This is a genomic window from Pseudolabrys sp. Root1462 (genome assembly GCF_001426945.1).
In the GTDB taxonomy this organism is placed as follows: Bacteria; Pseudomonadota; Alphaproteobacteria; order Rhizobiales; family Xanthobacteraceae; genus Pseudolabrys.
The window spans coordinates 3,234,812-3,249,453 of record NZ_LMFS01000001.1 but is presented as its reverse complement, the minus strand read 5'-3'; the positions used below and the strand labels follow the sequence as shown (position 1 = coordinate 3,249,453).

Here is a 14,642-nt window from a genome sequence, read left to right as displayed (position 1 = left end):
ATTCCGAAAGCTGCCTGACGAGACGCTGCACCAGTCCGCACGGCTATTCATGTCGCGAGGCTGCCGCACGCGCATTCAGGGAGTTCAAGGCTATGTCGATGCCCGCAGCGGCCGATAAAGAAGAAACCTCGCACCGCTTCGCGAAGGATCAGCTCAAGGCGATCATCGAGCGCATCGAGCGGCTGGAGGAAGAGAAGAAGGCGACTTCCGACGACATCAAGGACGTTTACGCCGAAGCCAAGAGCAACGGCTATGACGCCAAGGCGCTGCGCACCATCGTGCGCCTGCGCAAGATGGATTCGAACGAGCGCCGCGAACAGGAAGAGATCCTGGAAACCTACATGCATGCGCTGGGCATGCTCCAGTAGGGCCCTCTTGTCCCGGACGCAGCGCGCGACGCAGTCGTGCGCTGCTGAATCGGGACCTTCGCGAATTCCAAATGTGGGACGGTCCCGGCTCTGCGGCGCAGCGTTTTACGCTGCATCGCGTCCGGGACAAGTCGTCTCTAGCGCAGCGACGCCGTCGTCTGCGTGACGAAGCTCGCGGTCGCGAGGAAAGCGATAGCGTGGCCGCTGAACCGGTCGGCGACAATGCCTAGCCCCGGATCCGCCGAGAAGGTCATCACCAAAGCCTGCGCCGGCTTCTGGAACAAATGCGCCAGCGGTGCGGTATCGAGGTCGCCCATATGCGTGGCCGTCATGTGGGTCGTCATGTTCGGCGTCAGCACTGCCGCGCGCAGCCATGGGCTGTCGGTGCGCTGGCCGCCGCCGGCGATGCCTGGTGGGGTGGCTGACGCGATTGTGGCGGACGCCTGGGGCATCAGCGATGCCGTCGGCGGCAGCGCCGGAATATTGGCGCCCATCGGTCGCGCCCGGGCGGGGCGGGGCAGCGGTGTGGCTTCCGTGACCTTGGTCGTTGCCGGCGTCGCGGCGTAGGCGAGTGCGGCCTCCGGCAGGCTCGCCGTAGTCATGGTGTCGGCGAATGTGAAGGGCGACTGCGCCACCGCCGGCGCCACTTCGCCGCTGTCGACCGCGCTGGTCCAGACGCCGCTCCGGGTGGCGATGACATTGGCTGCGGTCTGCGGGGCCGGCTCAGCCGAGGCGACCTCGATCAGCTTCGGCCGCGCCGATGGCATCGGCACCACGCGCGCCGTGGCGACCGGCTTCGGCTTGGCGCTGGCCAGCACCACCGCGGCCTTCTCCGGCTTGGCAGATTCCTCCGCATCGGACTTCAGGTTGCCGCCAAACAGGCTCGCCAGGAAATTGCGCGGCTTCTGCGCCGTCGCACCGGCCTCCGCCGCCCCGGTCACGCCGGCCTCGCGGGCCTGCGCCATGATCACGCGCGACGGCTCGTTGCCACGCTTCTCGACATCGGCCAGCGCCAGCGCGTAGCCGGCGAGCGGCTTGCCGTCGGTGGGAATATGCACGGTGCGCCCGTCGGGGAACACCTTGACCAGTTGGTCGCGCGTCATGCGCGGCCAGTGACGGATGGTGCCAGTGTCGAGATGGACGAAGGGCGAGCCCGAGGTCGGATAGAAGCCGACGCCGCCGCGCTGCAGGCGAAGGCCGACTTCGCGGATTTTCTCCAGCGGCACGCCCGGGATCTCGAAATCGATGGCCTGGCCGTGGGTGTGATTGGAATTCTCGGCAACGCCGGTCGAGCGCGCGCGCAGCATGTTGTTGGTAGCCGGCGCGCGGTAGCCGCAGATGATCTCGATCGGCTGCGTGCCGCCGACGTCGCGATAGACCTGCCAGAGAATGTCGAAGAGCTTGGGGTCCATCTTGACGTCTTCGTTCTTGCGCCAGTCGCGCATGAACCAGTCGAGCTTCTTCAACGCATCCTGGTCGTAGCTGCCGTTGCGCTTGAAGGTGACGGTGATGGTCTCGTTGGTATGCAGGTGGCGGAAGCTCAGCGTGCGCGTGTCGCCTTCGGCCGAGGCCGGCTGCAGCGCGTTGTTGACGCCGAGCAGCAGGATGCCCGCGAGCGCTACCGACGCGCTGAGGCGGATACCGGCGCGGCGCAGGGTCGATGGCATTTTGTAATGGCGTGGGCCGCGGCGAACCGACACTGGCAAGTTCCGTGAATTTCGTCCGAAAGCCATCGGCACGCCCGGTTACAGCCGCTGCGATGACGGCTTCAGTGTTGGCGGGATTTCGTTAACTGTCCCTTGCGGCGGGCAAAGTTCCCCCTGCGGCAATTTGGATACACAGGAAACTTGGCGAAAAAAGGTTCGCGCCGGAAGGAACTTTTCGCGCATGACGAAAAATGGCCGGAGCGTCGCTCCGGCCATGCGGCATTTTTCCTGCGGAAGGAATTACCGGAAAATCTTCTCGAAGAACTGGAATGGATTGCCCGCCTCGCGCCGCTCGACGCGGCTGAGGATTTCCTGGTTGCTCTTCATGGTCGCCGCATCGCGCGTCTTGTCCTGCGGCGGCGCGACGTCGGCGACGCGGCGTTCGTCGCTGGTCATGATGGCGTGGATGCGCTTGTCGAAGCCGTAGATGTCGTCGCGCACTTCGAGCTTGCCGTCGTCATCGACGAACGCGGTCTGGTAGGTCAGATGCACCATCGGCCGGTTGACCATCTTGAAGATCTTCTCGTCGTGACCCACCAGCTTCTCGAGTTGCGGCTGCGTCGGCGTCTGCCCGGGGATCGCCATCGCCAGCATCACCTCGCCGAACTTGGTCGGATTCTCGACGCGCATGCAGCCATGGCTGAAGGCGCGGCGGTCGGCGGCGAACAGCCGCTTCTCCGGCGTGTCGTGCAGATAGACCTGATACTTGTTCGGGAAGTTGAACTTGATGCGGCCGAGCGCGTTCGCCATGCCCGGCGGCTGCACCACGTTGATGTGGCCGTCCGGGCCGCGCTTCACTTCGAGACCCATGCGGTCGAAGATGTTCGGGTCGCTGGCGTATTGCGGCAGCAGTTCGTTCTGAATGATCGACTGCGGCACGTACCACGACGGATTGACGACGACGTTGTCCATCGCCGCGGTGAGCAGCGGCGTCGGCGTCTGCGGCTTGCCGGCGACGATCTTGGTGCGCCACACGACGGAACCGTCGCGCACGACCTTGAGCGTGTAATCGGGAATGTTGACCATCACGTAATTGCGACCGAGGTCGCGCGGCAGCCAGCGCCAGCGCTCCATGTTGGCCATGACGGTATCGATCTGCTGCCGCGGCGTCGGCCCGTTGATGGCGGCAATCGTCCTGTTGTCGATGACGCCGGTCGGCTTGATGTCAGCGCGGGCCTGCACGTTCTTGACGGCGTTGAACAGCGCCTTGTCGTAAACGAGCTCCAGCGCCTTCGGATCTTCCGCCGGCACCTTGACCACCTTGATGCGGCCGGTCCTGTGGTCGCGCACCTGCATGGTACGCGGGCCTTGCGCCGTAAGGCGGACGTTGAGATGCTGGCGCAGTTGCGGCACGCGCGCGTCCTTGTCGCCGGGTTTGATCGCCGGACCGTTGGCGATGCGTTCATCGGCGTCGGCGTGCGCGCCGCCGCTACGCAATTCGGCGAGCTTGCGCTTGAGCGCCTTGAAGGCGGGCTGCGGCGGTTCGAAGCTGTCGAAGGCGGCGTTGGCGTCGCGCGCGTCGGCGAGCTTCTTGAGGATGTCGCCGTTGTCGGGACCGTGCTGGCCATAGTCGACTTCCGCCGACACGCGTGTCGGCGCGATGCGGCCGACGGCGAGATGGCGGGCGAAGGTCAGCGCCGACAGCGTCAGCTTGAGATCGGCGGCGGCGAGTTGGTCGGCGCCGGCGACGTTGTCGAAATTCGGCAGCGGGTAGTCCGCCGGTTCGAGCGCGTCGGCCTGGGCATTCTTCAGGCGGACGATGGCGGACTTGGCGCCGGCGGTGAGGCGGCCGTCATGAATCCACAGCGGCGCGTAATTGCGCGAGGCATAGAAAGAGCCGATCGCCTTGCGCTCGGCATCACCCTTGTCGGCCTTGCCGGCGAGGGCGCCGCGCAACCGCTCCGCGATCTGCGAGTCGGATGCGCCAAGTGGCCGGTCGAGGGAGCTGACGACGAAACTGCGATCTTCGTTGGCCGAGGCCTGGGCAACGGGCTCGTCGCGCGGAATTTCGACACGCACGGCTTCGGCGCGCACCGGCTCGACATGGGCGGGTTGGACGCGCACCGGCTCCGGCGGGCGCGGCGACTCCTGGCGCACAACTTCTTGTCGTGCCGCTTGCGGCGGCAGCGGCACCTGCTGCTCGGCGGTGTTGCGCACAGGCGCCGGGGGCGGCTCCGGCATCGGCTCAGGCCGGCGCTGAATGATGCGTGCGCCGTTCAACGACGGCGGCAATGGCGCGACCTGACGAATGCCATCGGGCGCCGCGAAAGACGGCGCTGCCGTCACAACGGCCAGCATCGTGCCGGCCAGTAAATGGTCGAACCTGACTTTACGCATCACGCTTGCACTCCACTCGCGCGCTCATCGCCAAGATGCATCGAATGCGATGCAGTCTGTTAACGGACATTGGCCGGCATTATGCTGCCGAAACGCAGGCGAGACGAATGAAAAACGTGGTCGGGTACCGCTTACTTCCCATCACGGTGAACTGCGGCGCCCGATCGCTAAAATTTTAAATATTAACCAGCGTCGGCCGTCTCGTTAACCGGCGCGTCGGCCGATTCACCATGCAATTGCAGGCTTTCGAGCTTTCGATAGAGGGTCGAACGTCCGATTTTGAGACGCCGCGCCACTTCCGACATCTGTCCGCGGTAATGCGCAATGGCAAAGCGGATGACCTCTCGCTCAATGTCATCGAGCGGTCTCACGTCGTTGTGATCGTCGGTTAATGTCAGCATCGACTGCGTCTGCGTCATCGCGATCGGATTGACCCGATGCATGCGCTCCTGAAGGCTGATGCGTTCGCCGGCGGCGTGCACGTCGTTCACCAGGTCGGGCGCGGTATGCGGCGCGCTGCCCAGTTCGATCGTCGGGATCCCGGCATGGGGCGAAGCGGCGGCTATGACCTGTGGGAATTCATCGATGCCGATGGTGTCGCCCTCGGCAAGCACGACAGCACGGTACACCGCGTTCTCCAACTGGCGCACGTTGCCCGGCCAGCGAAAGCCGGCCAGCTTGGCAAGCGTGCCGGCGTCCAGGCCGCGAATGCGCTTGCCCTGTTCGGCGGCAATGCGGGCAACGAAGTGGCGCGTCAGTTCGGCGATGTCTTCGGGACGCTGGCGCAGCGGCGGAATCATGATCGGGAAGACGTGCAGGCGATAGAACAGGTCTTCGCGGAAGCGGCCGGCCTTCACTTCGGCAATCAGATCGCGATTGGTCGCCGAGATGATGCGGACATCGACCTTGACGCTCTTGCGTGAGCCGACCGGTTCGACCTCGCTCTCCTGCAGGGCGCGGAGCAGCTTGACCTGCGCCGCCGGCGGCAGTTCGCCGACTTCGTCGAGGAACAATGTGCCGCCATCGGCCTCGACGAACTTGCCGGTGTGCTTTTCGGTGGCGCCGGTGAAGGCGCCTTTCTCGTGTCCGAACAGAATGGATTCGACGAGGTTCTCCGGCAGCGCGCCGCAGTTCACGGCGATGAAGGGCCTGGCGCGTCGCGCGCTCGAGCCGTGGATGGCGCGCGCCATCAATTCCTTGCCGACGCCGCTCTCGCCTTCGAGCAGAACCGGGATGTCGGAGGCGGCGGTTTTCTCCGCCGACTTGATCACCGGCGCCATCGCCGGCGATCGGGTGATGACATCGGCCAAAGTGAGGGTGCCGTCGCGGCTGCGCTTCACGCGCGACAGTTCGCCGGCCAGCGCCTTCGTGGTCAGCGCATTGCGTAGCGATACTTCGAGACGCTCCGGGCTGGCCGGCTTGACGACGAAGTCGATCGCGCCGGCGCGCATCGCGGAGACGACGTTATCGATGCCGCCATGCGCGGTCTGTACGATGACGGGAATATCGATGCCGGCTTGGCGCAGCCGCGACATGACGCCGAGGCCGTCGAGATCCGGCATGACGAGATCGAGAATGACGCAGTCGATGGACGCGGGGGTGTCGCCGAGCAGCAGGCCAAGCGCGGCGTCGCCGCCATCGGCGGTGAGCGCACGGTAGCCGTATCGCTCGACCATCGCTTCGAGCAGACGACGCTGAACCGGATCGTCATCGACGATCAACACAACTTGCGACATGACACTTCCCCAAACGGCCGCCGGCGCTCAATCGCATTTTCTGGCTGTGCCGATTTGGCGCAGTATCGGGAGGCGCCCTTAAGGGGCTCTTAAACGGGTTGCGGCGCCTGAGGCGGGCTCCCGATAAGGTGAAAAAGACGGAAAAATTGTCCGAATTGCCATCGCGCCGCCATGCGGGAAAGCCTAGATAATGCGGGCCGGACGCCCGATTCCACCCGATTTCTTTTCCCTAACGAAACGTATCTCCAAAATGGCCAGAACCGCGCTCAAGAAGAAATCCGTCGCCCGCAAGTCCGCAAAGCCGGCACGCAAACCGGCAGCCAAGCCGAAAGCCACCGCCAAGGCGCGCTCAGCCACTCTGCCGAAACTGGGTGACCTGCCGGACTGGAATTTGAACGATCTTTATCCGGGCATCGAAAGCTCGGCGCTGAAGCAGGATCTGGCCTGGGTCGACAGCGAGTGTGTGGCCTTCGAGGAGCTCTACAAAGGCAAGCTCGGCGCCATCGCGGCGCAGCCCGGCGCCAGCGAACAACTCTGCGAAGCGGTGAAGCGCTACGAGAAGATCGGCGACGTGCTGGGCCGTATCGGCTCCTATGCCGGGCTGCTGCATGCCGGCAATTCGACCGACGCCGCCATCGCCAAGTTTTACGGCGACATGAACGAGCGCATTACCACCGCCTATTCGCACCTGTTGTTTTTCGATCTCGAACTCAACCGCGTCGATGACAAGGTCATCGATTCCGCGATGTCGTCGGGACCGCTCGGGCACTATCGGCCGTGGATCGAGGATGTGCGCAAGGAAAAGCCGTATCAGCTCGAGGACCGCATCGAGCAGCTTTTTCATGAGAAGTCGCTGACCGCGTATTCGGCCTGGAATCGTCTGTTCGATGACACCATCGCGGCGCTGCGCTTCCGTATCCGCGGCAAGGAACTTTCCATCGAGCCGGCGCTGAATTTCATGCAGGACTCGGACGGCGCCAAGCGCAAGGACGCGGCCGAGGCGCTGGCGACGACCTTCAAGGCCAATCTGCGGCCGTTCACCCTGATCACCAATACTCTGGCCAAGGACAAGGAGATCTCGGACCGCTGGCGCGGGTTCAAGGATGTCGCCGATGCGCGACATCTGTCGAACCGCGTCGAGCCGGAAGTGGTCGAGGCATTGGTCTCGGCGGTGCGCGCTGCCTATCCGAAGCTGTCGCACCGCTATTACGCGTTGAAAGCGAAGTGGTTCGGCAAGAAGAAGCTGGCGCACTGGGATCGCAATGCGCCGCTGCCCAAGGTCGAGCAGCGCAGCATTCCATGGAGCGACGCGCGCGCGACGGTGCTGACGGCTTACGGCGCCTTCTCGCCGAAGATGGCCGAGGTCGCCGACCGCTTCTTCGAAAAGAACTGGATCGACGCCGGCGTGCGCCCGGGCAAGCAGCCCGGCGCCTTCTCGCATCCGACAGTGCCGTCGGCGCATCCTTATGTGCTGCTCAACTACCAGGGCAAGCCGCGCGACGTCATGACCCTGGCGCATGAACTCGGCCACGGCGTGCACCAGGTGCTCGCCGCGCCGAACGGCGCGCTGATGGCGCCGACCCCGCTGACGCTGGCTGAGACCGCGAGCGTGTTCGGCGAAATGCTGACCTTCAAGAAGCTGCTCGCCAACACCGCCGACAAGAAGCAGCGCAAGGCCATGCTCGCCGCCAAGGTCGAGGACATGATCAACACCGTGGTGCGGCAGATCGCGTTCTACACCTTCGAACGCAAGGTCCACACCGAACGACGCAACGGCGAACTCACTGCCGACAAGTTGTGCGAGTTGTGGATGTCCGTGCAGGCGGAAAGCCTCGGCCCGGCGATCGACCTGAAGCCGGGTTACGAGACCTTCTGGGTCTACATCCCGCACTTCATCCATTCGCCGTTCTACGTCTACGCCTATGCCTTCGGCGATTGCCTGGTGAACTCTCTCTACGCGGTCTACGAAAAGTCGGAGAGCGGTTTTGCCGAGCGCTATCTCGCCATGCTGTCGGCTGGCGGCACGAAACACCACTCTGAACTGCTGGCGCCCTTCGGCCTCGATGCCACCGATCCGAAGTTCTGGGACGGCGGCCTCTCGGTCATCGCCAGCCTGATCGAGGAGTTGGAGGGGCTGGGGTAGGGCGGGCGCATGCCCAAGGTCTTTATCGAAGCAGCGATCAACGGCGCCTGGACGCGTGAGCGTCAGCCGGCGATTCCAGTCGCCATCGATGAGATCATTGCCGACGGCATCGCAGTGGCGGAAGCGGGTGCCGCGATCATCCACTTCCACGCCTACGATCCGTCGACCGGCCGGCAGCGCGACGCCTACGAGCTCTACGCTCCGGTGATCGAAGGCATCCGCGCCAAAGTCGATGCCATTGTCTATCCGACCTTGCCGATCGCTGGCTCCGGCTATGCCGGCGATCTCACGCCCGCCAAGGAGCGCTACGCCCATGTCGAACAGCTTGCCAAAGCGGGGCTTCTGGAATGGGCGGTAATCGATCCCGGCTCTGCGGTGTTCACCCGCTTCGAGCAGGTGGCGCGCGGTGAACCGGGCTTCACCTATCTGAATCCCGACGATCACTTCCGCGAAGGCATGCGCATCGCCGCGCAATACAGGGTGCGGCCGAGCTACGCCATCTATGAACCGGGCTGCCTGCGCCTCGGTGCCGCCACCGCCAGCGCGATGCCGGCTGTGCCGACGCCGATTTATCGCTTCATGTTCTCGCAAGAGTTCTGCTTCGGCTATCCGCCGAAGGAAACCTATCTCGATGCGCATCTCGCGCTGCTCACCGAGATGGCGCCCGGCGCGCCGTGGATGGTGGCCGGGCTCGGTCTCGACTTAAGGCCGCTGATTGCGCCGGCAGTTGCCAAAGGCGGCCATGTTCGCGTTGGTCTGGAGGACCGTCCGTTCGGCGTCGATGAAACCAACCGCGGTCTTGTCGAGGAGGCCGTGAAGCTGGTTCGTGCCGCGGGTGGTGAGCCGGCAAGCCCGGCCGATGTTCGTGCCGCCTGCGCCGCGGCGGACAAGGCGCTCGGCCGCTAATCGCAGCCTTTGCGCCCGCCACGTGTCGAGAGCGTGTATTCGATGCATTGCATCGTCAGCGTGCGCGGCGTCTCGTTGTCGCGTTCGTAGCGATAGACCTTGCGGAAGGTGTCGGTGACTTCGTCGCGGCCGCAGATCACCTTGGCCTTATGCGACAACCGCCGCGACGACAGCTCGGTCAACGTGATCGTCGCTTTCGTCGCGGCATCGCGCGTGAAGATAATCGTGTTCACCAGGCCGTCGTTGATATTGTTCGGATCGTAGCCGGCACTATCGCCATTGATCAGCGGGTTCAGCGCCGCGTCGCCGAGGAGCCTGTCCGGCGGCATGGGCGGCCGTTTGCCGTCCAGCACCACCATCTGGTAGCGCGTGAAGATCACGCTCTGATCGGGGGCGGTGAGCTGCCCCTGGCAGCCCCAGGCCCAACTGGCGGCCTGCGCGCTCGCAGTTCCGAGCATAAGCAGGCCTGCGGCCATCCCTGCGATGCCCTGGCGCATTGATAAGCTCTCCGCCGATCCCAATATGGAATGGACGCAAGGTTATCCAATTTCATGTCCGATTCCGAACGAAACCGTTTCTCGGCCCGTGCCCGCCGCTATGCCAGTGTGGGTACCAAGGTAGGCGGTGTGGCCGCCCGCATGGCCGGTCAACGCTTGGTCGGCGCGCAGGATACGCGCGGCGGCAACGCCTTGGCGCTGGCGAGCGCGCTCGGCGGCCTGAAAGGCCCGATCATGAAGGTGGCGCAACTGCTCGCCACCATCCCCGATGCGGTGCCGCCGGAATACGCCAGCGAATTGATGAAGCTGCAGAGCCAGGCGCCGCCGATGGGCTGGGCCTTCGTCAAGCGCCGCATGTCCGCAGAATTGGGAGCGGACTGGCAAAAGAAGTTCAAGTCCTTCGAGCATGAGCCGGCGGCCGCCGCCTCGCTCGGCCAGGTGCATCGGGCGCAGGCGCTCGACGGCACGGCGCTCGCCTGCAAGCTCCAATATCCCGATATGCAGTCCGCGGTTGAAGCGGACCTCAAGCAGCTTCAACTGCTGTTCGCGCTGCGCAAGCGTTTCGATCCGGCGATCGACACCGACGAGATCGCGATCGAAATCGCGGCACGCCTCCGCGAGGAGCTCGATTACGCGCGCGAGGCCAAGCACGTCGCGCTGTACCAGCACATGCTCAAGGACGAGCCGCTGATCCGCGTCCCGAACGTCCGGCCGGAATTGTCGAGCGGCCGTTTGCTGACCATGGACTGGATGGACGGCACGAAGATGCTGTCGCACAAGGACGACAGCCTCGAGATTCGCAACCGCCTCGCCACCGCGATGTTCACCGCCTGGTGGTTCCCGTTCAGCCGTTTCGGCGTCATCCATGGCGACCCGCATCTCGGCAATTATTCGGTGTTCGCCGAGAACGGCGCACCGGCCGGCATCAACCTTCTGGACTACGGCTGCATCCGCATCTTCCCGCCGCGCTTTGTCGCCGGCGTGGTCGATCTCTATCGCGGCCTGCTCGACGGCGACGAGGCGAGGGTGGTCAAGGCCTACGAGACCTGGGGCTTCCGCGGGCTCACCCGCGAACTGATCGACGCCCTCAATATCTGGGCGCGCTTCATCTACGGGCCGCTGCTCGACGACCGCGTCCGCTCGATTGCCGACGGCGTCAAGCCGTCGGACTATGGCCGCAAGGAAGCCTTCCGCGTCCACCAGGCGTTGAAGAAACTCGGCCCGGTTCAGGTGCCGCGCGAGTTTGTGTTCATGGACCGCGCCGCCGTCGGCCTGGGGGCGGTCTTTCTCCATCTGGCGGCGGAATTGAATTTTTATCGCCTGTTCAACGAGGCCATTGAGAATTTTTCCGTCGAGGAGGTCGCGGCCCGGCAGGGCGCGGCGCTGGACGCGGCCGGGCTGGCCCGCGACTAGCTCCGGGACGGGTCCATCCACAGCCCCGGCGGCGGTACGGCCGTTGCCCTGCGGCCCCGATTGCGGTAACCCCAAGGCGCTGGAACCAGTTATTCGGAGACCTCCCGTCATGGCCGACCACGGCACCGTCGAATACGCCACCGCGACCGGCAACGACTACCCGGCGCACGAGCAGACCTACGAAAGCTTCGTCAAATACGCTTTCGACGGCTCGATCCACGTCATCAATCTGCTGCTGGGTCTGACGGTCGGCGGCGTGCTCGGTCACTGGTTCATGGCGATCCCGGTGTTCCTGATCGCGATCATCGGTCTGATCGCCGCGCTGGGTTCGGGCTCGAAGACGCCGAGCTACGTGGCCTTCGCGCTCTCCTTCCTCATCTTCGGCTTCACCGCCCTGTCGTAATCACGCATAATCATCGCCGCTGGGGCTGGCGGGGATTAACACGTCAGACCTCGCGCGGGGCGAGCGGAGGCATTGTCGATGCGTATCGCGGTAGCACGGGAAACCGAGGCCAACGAACCGCGCGTTGCGGCGACGCCGGAGACCGTCAAGAAGTTCAAGGCGCTCGGCGCCGAGGTGGTGATCGCCCGCGGCGCGGGCATCGCCTCCGGCATTCCCGACGCCGAATATGAGGCCGCCGGCGCGACGCTGGCCGATCAGGTCGGCGGTGACGCCGACATGGTCCTCAAGGTGCGTCGGCCCTCAGCCGGCGAAATCGCGTCCTACAAGAAGGGCGCCATCGTCGTTGCCATCATGGATCCCTACGGCAACGATGCCGCGCTCAAGGCGATGGCCGATGCCGGGCTGACTTCCTTTGCCATGGAATTGATGCCGCGCATCACCCGCGCGCAGTCGATGGACGTGCTGTCGAGCCAAGCGAACCTCGCCGGCTATCGTGCCGTGATCGATGGCGCCGCCGAATATGGCCGCGCCATGCCGATGATGATGACTGCGGCCGGCACCGTGCCGGCGGCGAGAGCGTTTATCATGGGTGTCGGCGTTGCCGGCCTTCAGGCGATCGCGACTGCCAAGCGCCTCGGCGCTGTCGTCACCGCGACGGACGTGCGGCCGGCGACCAAGGAGCAGGTGGAAAGCCTCGGCGCCAAATTCCTCGCCGTTGAAGACGAGGAATTCAAGAACGCGCAGACCGCCGGCGGCTACGCCAAGGAAATGTCGAAAGAATATCAGGCCAAGCAGGCCGCTCTGGTCGCTGAACACATCAAGAAGCAGGACATCGTCATCACCACCGCGCTGATTCCGGGCCGTCCAGCGCCGCGGCTCGTCACCGCCGAGATGGTCGCTTCGATGAAGCCTGGTTCGGTGATCGTCGATCTCGCGGTCGAACGCGGCGGCAATGTCGAAGGCGCGGTGCCGGGGCAGGTGGTCCAGGTCGGCCCCGCCAAGATCGTCGGCCATCTCAACGTGCCCGGCCGCCTCGCGGCGTCGGCGTCGGCGCTCTATGCCAAAAACCTTCTCACTTTCATCGACACCATGATCGACAAGAAAGAGCACAAGCTTGCGATCAATTGGGACGACGAGCTGATCAAGGCCACCATGCTGACGCGCGACGGCGCGGTCGTGCATCCGAATTTCATGCCGAAGACGGCGGCGTAAGATGTTGCCGATCCACCCCCTGTCATTCCGGGACGCGGCTGAAAGCCGCGAACCCGGAATCCGGCGGGTGGCAGAGTGCGTACTTCAGCGTTCCGGGTCTGCGCCTGTCGCGCGCCCTGGAATGAGCAAATAAGGAACGGGGCCCCATGCACGAGCTTGCGACCGCGGTCGATCCCTTCGTCTTCCGCCTATCGATCTTCGTTCTCGCCGTGTTCGTCGGCTATTACGTGGTCTGGTCGGTGACGCCGGCGCTGCATACGCCGCTGATGTCGGTCACCAACGCGATTTCCTCGGTCATCGTCGTCGGCGCGCTGCTTGCGGTTGGCGTCGGCCTGGTCACCAACGACAACGGCCCGATCTGGGCCCGTGCCTTCGGCTTCGTCGCGCTGATCTTCGCCTCGATCAATATTTTCGGCGGCTTCCTGGTCACCTCGCGCATGCTCGCGATGTACCAGAAGAAAAAGAAATAACGGCTGGGGGCCGGGGGTCATGAGCGCCAATCTCGTCGCACTTCTCTATCTCGTCGCCGGCGTCCTGTTCATCCTGGCGCTGCGCGGCCTGTCGAGCCCGGATAGCTCGCGCCGAGGCAACATTCTCGGCATGGTCGGCATGACCATCGCGGTGCTGACCACGCTCGGCTCGCATCCGCCGGCGAGTGCCGTGTCCTGGGCGCTGGTGATCGGCGGCATCGCCATCGGCGGCGGCATCGGCGCGGTGATCGCCCGCCGCGTGCCGATGACCTCGATGCCGGAACTGGTCGCCGCCTTCCATTCGCTGGTCGGCATGGCGGCGGTGCTGGTCGCCGCTGGCGCCTTCTACGCGCCCGAAGCCTTCGGCATCGGCAGCGAAGGCCACATCCACGCGCAGAGCCTGATCGAAATGTCACTCGGCGTCGCCATCGGCGCATTGACCTTCACCGGCTCGGTGATCGCCTTCCTCAAACTGTCTGCCCGCATGAGCGGCAAGCCGATTACGCTGCCGTTTCGCCACATCATCAACATCGTCATCGCGCTGGCGCTGGTGTTCTTCATCTACGGCTTCTGCGTGTCGCAGAGCGCCTTGGATTTCTGGATCATCGTCGCGCTGTCGCTGCTGCTCGGCGTGCTGATGATCATCCCGATCGGCGGCGCCGACATGCCGGTCGTGATCTCGATGCTCAATTCCTATTCGGGCTGGGCCGCCGCCGGCATCGGCTTCACGCTTGGCAATTCGGCGCTGATCATCACCGGCGCGCTGGTCGGTTCGTCCGGCGCGATTCTGTCCTATATCATGTGCCACGCGATGAACCGCTCGTTCATTTCGGTGATCCTCGGCGGCTTCGGCGGTGAAACCGCGGCTGCCGGCGGCACGGCTGAGCAGCGTCCGGTCAAGCTCGGCTCGGCGGACGATGCCGCCTACATCATGAAGAACGCGCAGAAAGTCATCATCGTGCCGGGCTACGGCATGGCGGTGGCGCAGGCGCAGCACGCGCTCAAGGAAATGGCGGACAAGCTCAAGGCCGAAGGCGTCGAAGTGAAATACGCCATTCACCCCGTCGCCGGCCGTATGCCGGGCCACATGAACGTGCTGCTGGCCGAAGCCAATGTGCCGTACGACGAGGTATTTGAGCTCGAGGACATCAACTCGGAGTTCGCCCAAGCGGACGTCGCCTTCGTCATCGGCGCCAACGACGTCACCAACCCGGCGGCGGAAGAGGACAAGACCTCGCCGATCTACGGCATGCCCGTGCTTCAGGTCTGGAAGGCCGGCACCGTGATGTTCATCAAGCGCTCGCTCGCCTCGGGCTATGCCGGCATCGACAATCCGCTGTTCTATCGCGACAACACGATGATGCTGCTGGGCGACGCCAAGAAGATGACCGAGCAGATCGTCAAGGCGATGTAAGGCTTGCGCTTCGCCTTGGCGTGACCAACGCTGCGGC

Annotated in this window: 12 protein-coding genes; 8 read left to right on the top strand and 4 right to left on the bottom strand. The window is 64.6% G+C overall.

The annotated features are described in order from the left end of the window. Positions 1 to 92 precede the first annotated feature (92 nt). Positions 93 to 368 (top strand): DUF2312 domain-containing protein, encoded by a 276-nt coding sequence (locus tag ASD45_RS15740; RefSeq protein ID WP_056912346.1) that lies wholly within the window; start codon positions 93 to 95, stop codon positions 366 to 368. Between the two features lie 137 nt (positions 369 to 505). On the opposite strand, the gene ASD45_RS15735 is transcribed toward ASD45_RS15740, so the two are convergent. From ASD45_RS15735 to ASD45_RS15725, 3 genes are all read right to left on the bottom strand, one after another. Further along, complete coding sequence (locus ASD45_RS15735; protein ID WP_056912345.1) at positions 506 to 2,035, bottom strand: DUF882 domain-containing protein; 1,530 nt, start codon at positions 2,033 to 2,035, stop codon at positions 506 to 508. Positions 2,036 to 2,314: 279 nt separating this feature from the next. Continuing rightward, the gene (locus ASD45_RS15730) at positions 2,315 to 4,411 is read right to left on the bottom strand and encodes a L,D-transpeptidase family protein (protein WP_056912344.1); all 2,097 of its coding nucleotides are present in this window, start codon (positions 4,409 to 4,411) and stop codon (positions 2,315 to 2,317) included. A 182-nt stretch (positions 4,412 to 4,593) separates the two neighbouring features. After that, on the bottom strand, positions 4,594 to 6,147 hold the full coding sequence (locus ASD45_RS15725) for a sigma-54 dependent transcriptional regulator (RefSeq protein ID WP_056912343.1): 1,554 nt from the start codon (positions 6,145 to 6,147) through the stop codon (positions 4,594 to 4,596). A 250-nt stretch (positions 6,148 to 6,397) separates the two neighbouring features. On the opposite strand from ASD45_RS15725, the gene ASD45_RS15720 reads away from it, so the two are divergent. After that, positions 6,398 to 8,290 (top strand): M3 family oligoendopeptidase, encoded by a 1,893-nt coding sequence (locus ASD45_RS15720; protein ID WP_056912342.1) that lies wholly within the window; start codon positions 6,398 to 6,400, stop codon positions 8,288 to 8,290. Positions 8,291 to 8,299: 9 nt separating this feature from the next. Beyond that, the gene (locus tag ASD45_RS15715) at positions 8,300 to 9,196 is read left to right on the top strand and encodes a 3-keto-5-aminohexanoate cleavage protein (protein ID WP_056912341.1); all 897 of its coding nucleotides are present in this window, start codon (positions 8,300 to 8,302) and stop codon (positions 9,194 to 9,196) included. Here the strand turns inward: ASD45_RS15715 and ASD45_RS15710 are convergent. Next, positions 9,193 to 9,693 carry a hypothetical protein gene (locus tag ASD45_RS15710; protein WP_156380885.1) on the bottom strand — a complete coding sequence of 167 codons (501 nt, stop codon included), beginning with the start codon at positions 9,691 to 9,693 and terminating at the stop codon, positions 9,193 to 9,195. The genes ASD45_RS15715 and ASD45_RS15710 overlap by 4 nt on opposite strands. A gap of 54 nt (positions 9,694 to 9,747) precedes the next feature. On the opposite strand from ASD45_RS15710, the gene ASD45_RS15705 reads away from it, so the two are divergent. The 5 genes from ASD45_RS15705 (at position 9,748) to ASD45_RS15685 (ending at position 14,605) form a co-directional block, all read left to right on the top strand. Next, on the top strand, positions 9,748 to 11,106 hold the full coding sequence (locus tag ASD45_RS15705; protein ID WP_056912339.1) for an AarF/UbiB family protein: 1,359 nt from the start codon (positions 9,748 to 9,750) through the stop codon (positions 11,104 to 11,106). Between the two features lie 109 nt (positions 11,107 to 11,215). Further along, positions 11,216 to 11,509, top strand: a complete 294-nt coding sequence (locus ASD45_RS15700) for an aa3-type cytochrome c oxidase subunit IV (RefSeq protein ID WP_056912338.1) — start codon at positions 11,216 to 11,218, stop codon at positions 11,507 to 11,509. A gap of 78 nt (positions 11,510 to 11,587) precedes the next feature. Then, the gene (locus tag ASD45_RS15695) at positions 11,588 to 12,721 is read left to right on the top strand and encodes a Re/Si-specific NAD(P)(+) transhydrogenase subunit alpha (RefSeq protein ID WP_056912337.1); all 1,134 of its coding nucleotides are present in this window, start codon (positions 11,588 to 11,590) and stop codon (positions 12,719 to 12,721) included. 146 nt (positions 12,722 to 12,867) lie between these two features. Further along, positions 12,868 to 13,191 carry a proton-translocating transhydrogenase family protein gene (locus tag ASD45_RS15690; RefSeq protein WP_056912336.1) on the top strand — a complete coding sequence of 108 codons (324 nt, stop codon included), beginning with the start codon at positions 12,868 to 12,870 and terminating at the stop codon, positions 13,189 to 13,191. Positions 13,192 to 13,210: 19 nt separating this feature from the next. Then, the gene (locus ASD45_RS15685; RefSeq protein ID WP_056912335.1) at positions 13,211 to 14,605 is read left to right on the top strand and encodes an NAD(P)(+) transhydrogenase (Re/Si-specific) subunit beta; all 1,395 of its coding nucleotides are present in this window, start codon (positions 13,211 to 13,213) and stop codon (positions 14,603 to 14,605) included. The last annotated feature ends 37 nt before the right edge of the window (positions 14,606 to 14,642 follow it).

What these genes read in the sequence shown, in the direction of transcription:
- ASD45_RS15695 (WP_056912337.1), top strand. Translation starts at nt 11,588, where the DNA reads ATGCGTATCGCGGTAGCACGGGAAACCGAGGCCAACGAACCGCGCGTT.
- ASD45_RS15685 (WP_056912335.1), top strand. Translation starts at nt 13,211, where the DNA reads ATGAGCGCCAATCTCGTCGCACTTCTCTATCTCGTCGCCGGCGTCCTG.
- ASD45_RS15710 (WP_156380885.1), bottom strand. Translation starts at nt 9,693, where the DNA reads ATGCGCCAGGGCATCGCAGGGATGGCCGCAGGCCTGCTTATGCTCGGA.
- ASD45_RS15690 (WP_056912336.1), top strand. Translation starts at nt 12,868, where the DNA reads ATGCACGAGCTTGCGACCGCGGTCGATCCCTTCGTCTTCCGCCTATCG.
- ASD45_RS15720 (WP_056912342.1), top strand. Translation starts at nt 6,398, where the DNA reads ATGGCCAGAACCGCGCTCAAGAAGAAATCCGTCGCCCGCAAGTCCGCA.
- ASD45_RS15705 (WP_056912339.1), top strand. Translation starts at nt 9,748, where the DNA reads ATGTCCGATTCCGAACGAAACCGTTTCTCGGCCCGTGCCCGCCGCTAT.
- ASD45_RS15740 (WP_056912346.1), top strand. Translation starts at nt 93, where the DNA reads ATGTCGATGCCCGCAGCGGCCGATAAAGAAGAAACCTCGCACCGCTTC.
- ASD45_RS15735 (WP_056912345.1), bottom strand. Translation starts at nt 2,035, where the DNA reads ATGCCATCGACCCTGCGCCGCGCCGGTATCCGCCTCAGCGCGTCGGTA.
- ASD45_RS15715 (WP_056912341.1), top strand. Translation starts at nt 8,300, where the DNA reads ATGCCCAAGGTCTTTATCGAAGCAGCGATCAACGGCGCCTGGACGCGT.
- ASD45_RS15725 (WP_056912343.1), bottom strand. Translation starts at nt 6,147, where the DNA reads ATGTCGCAAGTTGTGTTGATCGTCGATGACGATCCGGTTCAGCGTCGT.
- ASD45_RS15700 (WP_056912338.1), top strand. Translation starts at nt 11,216, where the DNA reads ATGGCCGACCACGGCACCGTCGAATACGCCACCGCGACCGGCAACGAC.
- ASD45_RS15730 (WP_056912344.1), bottom strand. Translation starts at nt 4,411, where the DNA reads ATGCGTAAAGTCAGGTTCGACCATTTACTGGCCGGCACGATGCTGGCC.